Here is a 12,048-nt window from a genome sequence, read left to right on the forward strand (position 1 = left end):
AAGAGAAGTTAATCATTTAATTTCCAAATGACAAGCCGTGTTCCTATATCGAGGGCTCCAGGAGAATGCTCTCATGTCGCTCGCCCCATCGATCGCCGTCCCCCGCAGCCGTTTCAATCCGCTTCCGCTCACTATCGGCCTGTTCTGCCTGCTCTGGAGCTACGCCTTCGTCGCCGGCAAGATCGGCGTCACCTATTGCCCGCCATTGATCCTGCTCGCCGCGCGCTTCTCGCTCGCCGGCATTCTGATCCTGGGCGCGACCTGGATTCGCGGCGACGGCTGGTCGCTGTCCTGGCGCGACGTTGCGATCTTCGCCGTGCTCGGCATCGCCAACAACGCACTCTATCTCGGGCTTGGCTATACCGGCCTGCAATCGGTCTCCGCCGGCCTCGGCGGGCTGATCGTGTCGGCCAATCCGGTGTTCACGGCTGCGCTCGCCGCGCTGCTGCTCGGCGAAGGCATGACCTGGCGCAAGGCGGCGGGCCTGCTGCTCGGCGTCATCGGAGTCACCTTCATCGTCTGGCACCGTTTGTCGGTGGGTACCGACAGCCTGCACGGCATCCTGTTCACGCTGGCTTCGCTGGCCTCGATCGTTGCCGGCACCATCCTGTTCAAGCTGCTCGCGCCGAAGGGCTCGTTGTGGATCGGCAACGGCATCCAGAATATCGCCGCCGGTATCGTGCTGGCGCCGGTCGCGCTCACCTTTGCCGATGTTCACGCGATCGTGCTCACCCCGAGCCTGGTCGGCGCCTTTGCCTTCCTCGTGCTCGGCGGCTCGATCCTCGCCTACCTGCTCTGGTTTCATCTCCTGAAAGTGTGCGGAGCGACGGCGGCAAGCAGCTATCATTTCCTGATGCCGCCGCTCGGCATGCTGTTCGCCTTCATCGTGCTCGGCGAACACGTCGAGGCCCGCGATTTGCTCGGGATCATTCCAGTCGCGCTCGGCATTTATCTGGTGACGCGGCCGGCAAAGCCCGCGTCGTAACAGGAGTTCATCATGCCCGTTTCCATCACCCTGATCGGCGGCCCCACGGCGCTGATCGAGATCGACGGCTTTCGCCTGCTCACCGACCCGACCTTCGATGCGCCCGGTGCCTATCAGCTGCCGCACGTGAGGCTGGAGAAGACGATCGGACCTGCAGTGAGGCCCGACGCGATCGGCCCGGTCGATGCGGTGCTGCTCAGCCACGACCAGCATTCCGACAATCTCGACAATTCCGGCCGCGAATATCTCTTCAAGGTCAAGCGCGTGCTGACGACCGAGGCGGGCGCCAAGCGCCTCGGCGGCCATGTCGAGGGCCTTGCGCCCTGGAGCGCCGCGCATGTGAGGGACGGCGACGGCAATACGCTGACGATCACCGCGACGCCCGCGCGCCACGGCCCGGCCGGTATCGAGCCGCTGTCGGGTGATGTCATCGGTTTCGTGGTGTCGTCGAGCCGGAAGGACACGCGTCCAGTCTATATCAGCGGCGACACCACCTGGTTCGACGGCGTCGCCGAAGTCGCGCACCGCTTCAAATGCGGGGTGGTGCTGCCCTTCGCGGGCGCGGCGCAAACGCGCGGGCCGTTTCATCTCACCATGGACACCAACGATACCATCGAGACCGCGCGTGCCTTTCCCGATGCGATGATCGTGCCGGTGCACACCGAAGGCTGGGCGCATTTCCGCCAGAACAGCGAGGATCTGCGCAAGACCTTCGACGTGCTTGGCTTCGGGACGCGGCTACGCCTGCTGGAGCCAGGCGTGCCGACGGTGATCGAGGCGCCGTGATTTTGCCACGTCGTCATTGCGAGGAGCCCTTGCGACGAAGCAATCCAGAATCCCTCCGTGGCGGCAGTCTGGATTGCTTCGCTTCGCTCGCAATGACGGAGTATGCCGTTAATCCTTCCGGAATACGATCGATGCCATCCATCCCGTCATCAGCGCCATCGCCGCGGTGGCGAGGCCGTAGATCAGCCCGTTCTGCCGCGCGGTGGTGGCGACGAACTGCTCGAAGCCGACCTTGACGATCTCGAAGGCGGTCTCGGTCTTGCCGATGAACGCGCCGTTCGCAAACAGCTTGATCTCCACTTCATAGGTGCCGATCGGCACCTCCGCCGGCAGCGGAATGCCGGTGCGGAACAGCGTCGGCGTCAGGAACGTCACCGCGCTCGCATCCTCGCGATAAAGGCCGTGCTGGGTGCGCAGGCGGATGAAGGCGGAGCGGAACGCGTCGTTCGGCACCACGTCGGCATAGTCGCCGCTGACCCGTTGGGTCAGCCGCACGTTGTCGAGCCCGATCTGCTGCCGGCGCGCGATCTCGGGCGAGGTGATGGCGTCGAAGGGACGGTTGGCGAACAGCGCCAGATAGCTCGGCACCTGCAGGAATTGCCGGTAGTCGGTGTTGATCCAGATGCCGAAGGTGCGTTCTTTCCGCCGTGTCACCATGTCGGCACGCGGGCCCATCACGGTGACCACGAGATCGTAAGCCGTGCGGTCGGCCGGCGTCGTGGCATCTTTCTCGACCGAGCCGAACAGCACCAGCTCCTCGCCGGAATAGTTCGGCGTCACCGTGACGCGGTGGTTGGAGACCGATACGATCAGTCGCTCGGCGCGCGCGGCCGAGCCGAGCAGCAGGACGAGAAGCAGGGCGAGAAGCGCGCGCATCAGGTGCTCACTCCCAGCTCACGGATGGTGAAGAGGTCCTCGGGCCGGATCACCAGCTCGATCGCGAAGCGGACCCCGACCGAGAGGATCAACAGGCCCAGCAGCAGCCGCAGCTGCTCGCCGCGGATCTTCTGGCCGGCGCGGGCGCCGAACTGCGCGCCGGTGACGCCGCCGACCATCAGGATCAGCGCCAGCACGGCGTCGACGAGGTGATTGGTCACTGCGTGCAGCATGGTCGCAAACAGCATCGTGACCAGGGTGAGGACCATGGAGGTCCCGATCACCGTCGAGGTCGGCACCCGCAACAGATAGATCATGATCGGCACCAGGATGAAGCCGCCGCCGATGCCCATGATGGCGCCGATGAAGCCGATCACGATGCCGACGACCACCACGGGAATCACCGACAGGTAGATCTTGGAGCGCTTGAACCGCATCTTCAGCGGCAGGCCGTGGATCCAGTTATGCGTGCGGCGCGGCGGCACCGCGCCGCGCCGCGTCCGCATCAGGGCGCGCAGGCCTTCGGAGAACATTAGGCTGCCGACGGTGGAGAGCAGCACGACGTAAGAGAGCGCGATCATCAGGTCGAGCTGGCCGAGCGCGCGGAGCTGGGTGAAGGTCCACACGCCCAGCGCCGTGCCGGTCACGCCGCCGCAGAGCAGGACGCTCGCCAGCGCCGGATCGATCGCGCGCCGCCGCCAATAGGACAGTGCGCCGGAAAAGGACGAGGCCGCGATGTGGCTCGTGACGGAGGCAACTGCGACCGCCGGCGTGATGCCGATGAAGATCAACAGCGGCGTCATCAGGAAGCCGCCGCCGATCCCGAACATGCCGGACACGAAGCCGACCGCGGCGCCCATGGCGAGCACCAGGAAGACGTTGACCGGAAGATCGGCGATCGGAAGGTAAAGCTGCATTGAACCACGCGCCGGGCGGGACGGATCGACTAACGCGGATTGCTCGCGGGAAGGTCGGAACGATTGCTGCCCCCTCAATAGCGGAATTCGCCGCAGGGTGGATCAGGAATTTTGGGCGTGGTGAATGTTCGTCGAGGCGCCTAGCTCTCAAACGTCGTCCTGGCGAAAGCCAGGACCCATTACCCCGACGGGCTGTTATCGTGGCAAGCTGTGGCTACAGCCTGCTTCAACAACGACTGCTTGTGGTAATGGGTCCTGGCTTTCGCCAGGACGACCTGGAGAGATTTGTCGTCAGAAACGCCTGAGCGACCGCTCTCAATGCGCCGCTGACGCCGACCGCTTGGTCGCGACCGGCTTCGGTGCGGGTTTGGCGCTCGCCTGCGGCGCGCTGTCCCAGCCGCCGGCGGGCGTCGCGACATTGACGGCATCGTCGGGCTGCGGCTCGGCGCTAAAAGTCTGGATCGCGAGCTTGGCGGCGGCGAGCGATTGCGCGTCGAGACGCTTGGCGACGTCGTCGCGCTTGCCGGCCGCATCCGCATCGCCCTGGGCCGCTGCCAGGCTGAACCATTTGTAGGATTCGGCGAGGTTCTGCTCGACGCCGATGCCGCGGGCATAGAGGATGCCGAGGTTGAACTGGCTGTCGGCGACGCCGCGGTCGGCGGCTTTGCGGAACCACTGCGCTGCGCTCTTGTAGTTGGCGCCGCGTCCGCCGCCATCGGCATCGAGCACCGCGAGATTGTGCATCGCCTTGGCGTTGCCGCGCTCGGCGGCCTGCGTGTAGTAGCGGCGGGCGATGTCGGCGCCCTTCTTCACGCCAAGGCCCTTCTCATAGAGCGTGCCGAGGCGGAAGGTCGCGGGCACGACGCCGGCCTGCGCCGCGCGGTCGTACCATTTGGCGGCTTCATCGTAGTTCGTAGTCACGCCCTTGCCCTCGGCAAAGCGCACGCCGATCTCGTAGGCCGCAGTTGCATCGCCCTTCATCGCGGCGGTGCGCAGGCCCGGGCCGCCGATGCCGTCAGGCAGCTTCTCGCTCGGCGGCACCTGGATGAGGCCGAGCTTGGCACGGCTCGTGCCCGACAGCGCGCCGGTGACGTCGCTGGAGGCAGGCGGCGGCGGGGACGCGGCAGGCGCGGGCGGGATTTCGACCGAGGCCGAGCTGCCCGGATTGGCGGTCGGCGTCGGCGCGGCATTGTTCTGGGATTGCCGTCCGATCGGCGTCGGCGAGGTCATCGACGGCGTGACCTGCTCGGGCGTAGCGGGCTTGGTCTCGACCGCGGGCGGCGGAGCCAGCGGGGTGGGCTGGCTCGACGTATTCTCCATGGCCTGCGGCGCCGGCGGCGGGCTGCCGCCATCGAGCAGGTTCATCGCCATCTTGAAGGTGCCGAGCACGATCACGACCACGCTCGCGCCGACCAGCAGCGAGCGGATCTTCGCGGTGATGGTCGAACCGCCGTCCTTGCCCTTGTCCTTGGAGCGATCGGCCCCGGCCTTGGCGGCGCGGCCAGTCTTTTCCGGCTGCGCGGCGGCGGCCTGGGCGGCGCGGCGCGCGGCGGCAATGAAGCTCGACGACGACACCGGCTCCTTCGGAGCAGCGGGAATTCCACTGATCGCGCTCTCGGAGGCGGCGATGCGCTCCGATGGCGTGGCGACGCGTCCACCCGGCCGTGTACCCGGCTCGAGCGGATGATCCGGCGGCAATTCCGGCGCCAGCGCAGCCCGCGCAGGCGCGGTGTGCGGCTCCAGGATTTCGCTGATCGCGCGCGGCGGCAAGGATGATGTGACTTGCGGTGCCGCCGGCACCGGCGGTGGCCCGGCAGCGGCAGCGGCATGGAATTCGCGCGGCGCGGCGACGAAGGCGGCTTGCGCGGCGGCCGGATTCGGAAGCTCCGGCTTCGGATCGTATTTCGGCTGCTGCTGTGGCGGCCGCGGCTCGCGCGCCATCGGCGCGGGCTCCATCGGAGCGGGCTCCATCGGGGCAGCCATGGGCATCCGCGGCGCAGGGGCGGGCGGCGCGGTGCGCACCGCGCGCAGATCGCCCTCGATCATGGAGAGGCGGTCGACGACATGACCGAGCGTGTTGTGAACGGCTTCGAGCGAATCCTGCGTGTGCCGGTTGGTCTCGGCCTGGCTGAAGCGGATGTCGGAGAGCTCGCGCTTGACGAGATCGACCACGCCGGAATCGGCAGGCGGCGCCGAACTGCGGCTCTCGGCCAGCGCGGAATAGGTCGCCTGCTGCCGTTCCAGGTGCCTGAGGATGTCGTGCAGCCCGTCCTCGACGCGGCTCAAATTGCCGCTGCGCGGATCGGAGGCGGTCTCGATCCGCTCCAGCAGATAGGAGACGCGCTGCTCGAGATGGGCGAAGGTCGAGGCCGAGTCGTTGCCGACCTGCATGCGGTCGAAGCGGTCCGACAGCGCGCGGATCGCAGCTTCCAGATGCTCGGTGCTCTCGGACGGCTGAGGCCGCTCCCGCGTCTCGAGCGCGGCGGTGAGCGCCGCGATGCGCTGCTCCAGCACCGCGAAGCTGTCACTGGGGCCAGAGGCGCGGGTGATCTGGTCGACCTTGGACGACAGCAGCTGCACGTCTTCGGACAGACGCGCCAGCGCTTCGTTGGAGGCGACGTTGGAGACGATGCTGCGCAGCGCCGAGATCGCGTCTTCGAGCTGGCGCACCGTCGAAGGATCGTCATTGGCGCGCAGGATCAGATCGAGCTTGGCGCCGAGATTACGGATCGCCTCGTCGTAGCCGGTGAGCTGCTCGGCCGGGGTCAGCGTGCGCAGCACCTGCTTGATGTCGGACAGCGCGCGCTCGATGCCGGAGAGAACCTGGCCGTCGGTGCCGTTGGACCGGGTCTCGTCGATGCGACGGTGCAGCGAGCGGATCTCGTTCTCGATCGATTCGATCGCGCGCCGCGGCATCGCCTCGGTGATGGCGTGGCGGATCTCGGCAAGCTCGCTGCGGAAGGCGGTGATCGCCTGCTCGGTATTGTCAGGGCGCTGGAGCGACTCGATCTGGCTCGTGATCTTGAGCAGATGGCGCTCGAGCGACGAGAAATCCGGCCCCGGCTGCGGGGGCGGCGGCGCGTAGGCGGGGGCGGGTGGCGCCGCCATCGGCGCAATCGACGGCGCGGCGCGTGGCGGCATCTGCCTGGGCGTAAAGCCGTCGAGCTCGCTCTGCCGCGCCGTGATCTCGGCGACCGCGACGTCGAAGGACGCGGGGCTCAGGGGCGGCGAATTGCGATAGACCTGGGCTGCCGCGCGCTCGACCGCATCGGCCTGGCGCTGGCGCGTCTCGACCGGTGACGGTGGCGACCGCTGGGCCTGAGGCTGCTGCGGCTGCGGCTTCGAGATCTGCGACAGCCGCGCATCGAGCCGCGAGATCGCATCGTTGAGCTGGCGCGCGACGCCCTGCTCGCGCGACATGTCCTGCCGCGAAGTATCCTGGCGCTGGACGGGCTTTGAAATCCGTTCGATCTGCTGGGTGATCGCGTCGAGCCGCTGGTGGATGTCGGCGACTTCGCGGCTTTCCTGGCTCGGTCCTTGCGGGATGTGGTGCGGACGCTGGTCGTACGGCGCGCGAAAGTTCGGTGGCGCTGTCTCGCCGAGCGTGGAGTTCAGCCAATCGTTGAGTGACATGCCGGCTCTGCGCGCAGCAGCCTCGGCCCGCTCCCGGACGGAGGGATCGATGCCGTCAACACTCCACGATACGCGCGAATTCATGACTCTGTCCGGTTCCGACTCCGGCGCCCCACCCGGCGCCTCCAGCCTCCCCACGCGTGCCCGGTTGTAAACACAACCGAATTTGGCGCAGGTCGTCTGCCTCGAAAACCGACTTTTTCCTGTTACGGTAAATAACGGGTTAAGGAACGCCGGCGCGGGTGTCTTAAAGTTGGGCGGGGGTGTTGTTGTGGTGCCCGTCCGGCCGCCAAACAACCGGTGTCATGCTCCGCGAAAGCGGGACATCCAGTACACCGCGGTTTCTCGATTCCAGCCGCGCCGCCTCTGGAATACTGGATCGCCCGCTTTCGCGGGCGATGACAGCGGAGACGGTGGTGAGAGTTCGAGGCTCGCCAGCCCTCAGCCCTTCTCGCGCTCGCCGTCTTCCAGCGGCACCACCGTTGCCTTGCCGCTCATCGCCGACAGCGCCTCCAGCGCCTCCTCGCAGAAATCGGCCACCATCTGCTCGTGCCGGGCCCCTAAGCGGAGCAGGAGCAGATTGCCGAGATCGAGCCTGCCCTCCGCCGTGCCGTCCGGAAAACGCTTCTTCAGGATGCGCTCGTAATTGGCGTGGCGGTCGCGGTGGTGCTCCAGCCGGGCCATCAGATCGGTGCGCAGCGGCTCGATGTCGATGCTGTCGAGCGCATGGAGGCGGACCAACAGGTCGTCCTTGGTCGAAGCCGGCGTACTGGGGCGCGCGGCCCAGTGCCGCAGCGCTGTTCTGCCCTCGGGGGTGAGCGTATAAACCAGCTTGTTCGGCTTGCCTGTCTGCACGACCTCGCGGCCCTGGATGTAGCCGCGGTCACGCAGCTTGGAGAGCTCGCGGTAGATCTGCTGGTGGTCGGCCTTCCAGAAGAAGCCGATCGAAGAATCGAACGTCTTGGCGAGCTCGTAGCCCGTCATCGGACGTTCCGTCAGGCATGCGAGGATTGCGTCGCCGAGCGCCATGACCGGCCTCCCTTCTTAGGTCTGACCAACCTGCTTGACTTTATGCGCATCGGCGCATATGCGTCAATGTGCATATGAGGCAGCTTGCGGACGGGGCCCAAGACCCCGACTGAAAATCCAGCGGAATCAACCTTCTCGCTACTGTGCATGGGGTTGTTTTCGCATTTATGCCCTTGCCCTAGGGAGGCACCTGAGAATGACCGGCCTCAATTCCTGGTACGCCTACATGAAGTCTCATGACCGCGCCGCGCTCTGGGACCTTCTGCACCCGGATGCCGTGTTCGAAAGCCCCGTCGTGCACACCCCGCAGCGCGGGCGCGACATCACCTTCAAATACCTCTCCAGCGCCGAGAAGGTGCTCGGCGGCCCCGGCTTCACCTATGTCGGTGAATGGCGCAGCGACAATGGCGCCGTGCTCGAATTCAAGACCATCATCGACGGCATCGAGATCAACGGTGTCGACATCATCAGCTTCGACAGCGAAGGACGCATCACCCATTTCAAGGTGATGGTGCGTCCGCTCAAGGCCATCAACATGCTGCATCGCCTGATGGCGGAGCAGCTTGCCGCCCAATCATGACACTGCCCTCAGGTTGCAGAACCCGCTAAGCTCGCGGGCAAGGCTGCGCCGCAGGAATCACGTCAACATCGCCACTTCAAGCCCCATGCCGGGAGAACGCCATGCCGATCTATAAAGCCCCTGTCGAAGACGTGAATTTCCTGCTCAACGACGTCTTCCAGATCGATCGCTACGACAATCTGCCGGGCTTCTCGGACGCGTCGAGCGACGTGCGCGAGGCGATCCTCGGCGAGGCCGCCAAGCTCGCCGAAGAGGTGCTGCAGCCGCTCAACCGTGTCGGCGATCTCGAAGGCTGCAAGCGCACTGAGGACGGCAGCGTCACCACGCCGAAGGGTTTTAAGGACGCCTTCAAGCAGGTCGTCGAGGGCGGCTGGCTCGGTCTGTCGGCGCCGACGGAATATGGTGGCCAGGGCTTGCCGGTGACGCTGAGCCAGGCAGTCAACGAATTCCAGATCTCCGCCAACATGGCGTTCTCGATGTATGGCGGCCTCACCATGGGCGCGACCGCGGCATTGCTGGTGCACGGCACGCCCGAACAGAAGCAGATCTACGTGCCGAAAATGGTCGCCGGCGAATGGACCGGCACCATGAACCTGACCGAGCCGCATTGCGGCACCGATCTCGGCATGCTGCGCACCAAGGCGGTGCGCCAGGCCGACGGCAGCTTCAAGATCACGGGCACCAAGATCTTCATCTCGGCCGGCGAGCATGACCTCGCCTCCAACATCATCCACCTCGTGCTCGCCCGCATCGAGGGCGCGCCCGCCGGCATCAAGGGCGTGTCGCTGTTCGTGGTGCCGAAATTCCTGGTCAATGCCGATGGTTCGGTCGGGCAGCGCAATGGCGTGGTTTGCGGCTCGATCGAGCACAAGATGGGCATCCACGGCAATTCCACCTGCGTGATGAACTACGACAACGCCACCGGCTGGCTGATCGGCGAAGAGAACAAGGGCATGCAGGGCATGTTCGTGATGATGAACGAGGCTCGCCTCGGCGTCGCCGTGCAGGGCCTCGCGCAGTCCGAGGTCGCCTATCAGAACGCGGTCGCCTATGCCCGCGAGCGCATCCAGGGTCGCGCACTCACCGGCGCCAAGGCGCCGGACAAGCAAGCCGATCCGATCATCGTGCATCCCGACGTGCGTCGCACGCTGCTCTCGATCCGCGCCTTCAACGAGGCCGCGCGCGCCTTCGTGATCTGGACCGCACTGAAGAGCGACGTCGCCCACCGCTCCGAGGATCCCAAGGACCGCCAGGCCGCCGACGACCACATGGGCCTGATGACGCCGGTGCTGAAGGGCTTCCTCACCGATTACGGTTTCGCCAATGCGGTGCAGGCGCAGCAGATGTATGGCGGCCACGGCTACATCGCCGAGCAGGGCATGGAGCAGTTCGTGCGCGATGCGCGTATTGCGATGATCTATGAAGGCGCCAACGGCATCCAGGCGCTCGACTTGGTCGGCCGCAAGCTGCCGCGCGACGGCGGCCGCGCCATCATGGCCTTCTTCGGCGAGGTCATGGCCTTCGCCAAGGAGAACGGCGGCGACGAGGCGCTGAAACCCTTCATCACCCCGCTCTCGACCTCGCTCGGTCATCTCCAGCAGGCCACCACCTGGTTGATGCAGAACGCGATGGCGAAGCCGGACAATGCGGGCGCTGCCGCAACCGATTACCTGCATCTCTTCGGCTTCGTTGCGCTCGGCTACATGTGGGCGAAGATGGCCAAGGTGACGCAGGCGAAGATTGCCGAGAGCGGGGCGACGCCCTATCTCTCGACCAAGCTCGTCACCGGCCGCTTCTTCATGGAGCGGATGCTGCCGGAGACAGCCGCCAATCTCGCGCGCATCCAGGCCGGCTGCGCCACCATCATGGAATTGCCGGCGGAAGCGTTCTGAGCCTGCTACCGCTGCCCGCTCCCAATCGTTCTCGAAACATCACATCAGGAGGGCGTCATGCCTGAGGCATTCATCTACGACCACGTTCGCACCCCGCGCGGCCGCGGCAAGGCGGACGGTGCGCTGCACGAAGTCACGGCGCTCGCGCTCGCCACCGTGCCGCTGAAGGCGCTGAAGGACCGCAACAACCTGCCTGAGGATTCCGTCGATGACGTCGTGCTCGGCGTGGTCGATCCCGTCGGCGAGGCGGGCTCCGACATCGCGCGCTTCGCAGCGCTCAAGGCCGGTCTCGGCGACGCCGTGCCCGGCGTGCAGATCAGCCGCTTCTGTGCCTCAGGTCTCGACGCCGTGAACTTTGCCGCCGCGCAGGTGATGAGCGGCCAGCATGAGCTGGTGATCGGCGGCGGCGCCGAATCGATGAGCCGCGTCGGCATCGGTGCCTCCGGTGGCGCCTGGCCGATGGATCCGTCGATGGCGGTGCCGGCCTATTTCATGCCGCAGGGCGTCTCGGCCGATTTGATCGCCACCAAATACGGTTTCTCGCGTGACGACGTCGATGCCTACGCGGTGCAGAGCCAGCAGCGCGCGGCCAAGGCCTGGGACGAGGGCCGCTTCAACAAGTCGGTGGTGCCGGTCAAGGACATCAACGGCCTCACCATCCTCGCCAAGGACGAGCACATGCGTCCCTCGACGACGATGCAGTCGCTGGCGCAGCTCCAGCCCGCGTTCACGATGATGGCGCAGATGGGCGGCTTCGACGGCGTCGCGCTGCAGTCGCATCCGGAGATCGAGCGCGTCAACTACGTGCACCACGCCGGCAACTCCTCGGGCATCGTCGACGGCGCCGGCGCCGTTCTGCTCGGCAGCAAGGAGGCGGGTGCGAAATACGGCATGAAGCCTCGTGCCAAGATCCGTGCCTTCGCCAATATCGGCTCCGAGCCGGCGATGATGCTGACCGGTCCGGTCGACGTCACCGAGAAGCTCTTTGCGCGCTCGGGCATGAAGAAGTCGGACATCGACCTGTTCGAGCTCAACGAGGCCTTCGCCTCCGTCGTGCTGCGCTACATCCAGGCCTTCGACATCGACAACGCCAAGATCAACGTCAATGGCGGCGCGATCGCGCTCGGCCATCCGCTCGGGGCGACCGGTGCGATGATCCTCGGCACCGTGCTCGACGAACTCGAGCGCACCAACAAGTCCACCGCCCTGGTGACGCTGTGCATCGGCGGCGGCATGGGCACCGCGACCATCATCGAGCGGGTGTAACTGCGTAGGGTGGGTTAGCCGAGCAGATGCGCGAAGCGCATCTGCTCGGTGTAACCCACCTCTTCTGTTTCCGCGGAGGAAGAC

Annotated in this window: 9 protein-coding genes; 5 read left to right on the forward strand and 4 right to left on the reverse strand. The window is 66.1% G+C overall.

Annotated elements, in window-relative coordinates; genetic code table 11:
• Positions 1-73 precede the first annotated feature (73 nt).
• Entirely contained in the window at positions 74-985 is a 912-nt protein-coding gene (locus tag ACSKB8_RS12365) for a DMT family transporter (RefSeq protein ID WP_438104339.1), read from the forward strand.
• A 12-nt stretch (positions 986-997) separates the two neighbouring features.
• Positions 998-1,771, forward strand: coding sequence for an MBL fold metallo-hydrolase (locus ACSKB8_RS12370; protein WP_438104341.1), 774 nt, complete (start codon positions 998-1,000; stop codon positions 1,769-1,771).
• Between the two features lie 108 nt (positions 1,772-1,879).
• On the opposite strand, the gene ACSKB8_RS12375 is transcribed toward ACSKB8_RS12370, so the two are convergent.
• The 4 genes from ACSKB8_RS12375 to ACSKB8_RS12390 form a co-directional block, all read right to left on the reverse strand.
• On the reverse strand, positions 1,880-2,647 hold the full coding sequence (locus tag ACSKB8_RS12375; protein ID WP_438104342.1) for a TIGR02186 family protein: 768 nt from the start codon (positions 2,645-2,647) through the stop codon (positions 1,880-1,882).
• Positions 2,647-3,564: a sulfite exporter TauE/SafE family protein gene (locus ACSKB8_RS12380; RefSeq protein ID WP_370987800.1), complete on the reverse strand. Its 918-nt coding sequence runs from the start codon at positions 3,562-3,564 to the stop codon at positions 2,647-2,649. The genes ACSKB8_RS12375 and ACSKB8_RS12380 overlap by 1 nt, the downstream gene beginning before the upstream one ends.
• Before the next feature lie 315 nt (positions 3,565-3,879).
• On the reverse strand, positions 3,880-7,281 hold the full coding sequence (locus tag ACSKB8_RS12385; protein WP_438104344.1) for a hypothetical protein: 3,402 nt from the start codon (positions 7,279-7,281) through the stop codon (positions 3,880-3,882).
• 357 nt (positions 7,282-7,638) lie between these two features.
• Positions 7,639-8,226, reverse strand: a complete 588-nt coding sequence (locus tag ACSKB8_RS12390; RefSeq protein WP_438104346.1) for a PadR family transcriptional regulator — start codon at positions 8,224-8,226, stop codon at positions 7,639-7,641.
• A gap of 196 nt (positions 8,227-8,422) precedes the next feature.
• Here ACSKB8_RS12390 and ACSKB8_RS12395 point away from each other — a divergent pair, with 196 nt between their 5' ends.
• The 3 genes from ACSKB8_RS12395 to ACSKB8_RS12405 all read left to right on the forward strand — a co-directional run bounded on the left by ACSKB8_RS12395 (position 8,423) and on the right by ACSKB8_RS12405 (position 11,964).
• Positions 8,423-8,806 carry a nuclear transport factor 2 family protein gene (locus tag ACSKB8_RS12395; protein ID WP_438104348.1) on the forward strand — a complete coding sequence of 128 codons (384 nt, stop codon included), beginning with the start codon at positions 8,423-8,425 and terminating at the stop codon, positions 8,804-8,806.
• A gap of 101 nt (positions 8,807-8,907) precedes the next feature.
• Positions 8,908-10,698 (forward strand): acyl-CoA dehydrogenase C-terminal domain-containing protein, encoded by a 1,791-nt coding sequence (locus ACSKB8_RS12400; RefSeq protein ID WP_438104350.1) that lies wholly within the window; start codon positions 8,908-8,910, stop codon positions 10,696-10,698.
• 57 nt (positions 10,699-10,755) lie between these two features.
• Entirely contained in the window at positions 10,756-11,964 is a 1,209-nt protein-coding gene (locus ACSKB8_RS12405) for an acetyl-CoA C-acetyltransferase (RefSeq protein ID WP_438104352.1), read from the forward strand.
• Positions 11,965-12,048 lie beyond the last annotated feature (84 nt).

Origin of the sequence: Bradyrhizobium sp. BR 1432 (assembly GCF_051547705.1) — a bacterium.
In the GTDB taxonomy this organism is placed as follows: domain Bacteria; phylum Pseudomonadota; class Alphaproteobacteria; order Rhizobiales; family Xanthobacteraceae; genus Bradyrhizobium; species Bradyrhizobium zhanjiangense.

Coding starts and splice junctions, on each gene's coding strand:
- ACSKB8_RS12385 (WP_438104344.1), bottom strand. CDS start 7,281: ATGAATTCGCGCGTATCGTGGAGTGTTGACGGCATCGATCCCTCCGTC.
- ACSKB8_RS12365 (WP_438104339.1), top strand. CDS start 74: ATGTCGCTCGCCCCATCGATCGCCGTCCCCCGCAGCCGTTTCAATCCG.
- ACSKB8_RS12390 (WP_438104346.1), bottom strand. CDS start 8,226: ATGGCGCTCGGCGACGCAATCCTCGCATGCCTGACGGAACGTCCGATG.
- ACSKB8_RS12380 (WP_370987800.1), bottom strand. CDS start 3,564: ATGCAGCTTTACCTTCCGATCGCCGATCTTCCGGTCAACGTCTTCCTG.
- ACSKB8_RS12370 (WP_438104341.1), top strand. CDS start 998: ATGCCCGTTTCCATCACCCTGATCGGCGGCCCCACGGCGCTGATCGAG.
- ACSKB8_RS12405 (WP_438104352.1), top strand. CDS start 10,756: ATGCCTGAGGCATTCATCTACGACCACGTTCGCACCCCGCGCGGCCGC.
- ACSKB8_RS12375 (WP_438104342.1), bottom strand. CDS start 2,647: ATGCGCGCGCTTCTCGCCCTGCTTCTCGTCCTGCTGCTCGGCTCGGCC.
- ACSKB8_RS12400 (WP_438104350.1), top strand. CDS start 8,908: ATGCCGATCTATAAAGCCCCTGTCGAAGACGTGAATTTCCTGCTCAAC.
- ACSKB8_RS12395 (WP_438104348.1), top strand. CDS start 8,423: ATGACCGGCCTCAATTCCTGGTACGCCTACATGAAGTCTCATGACCGC.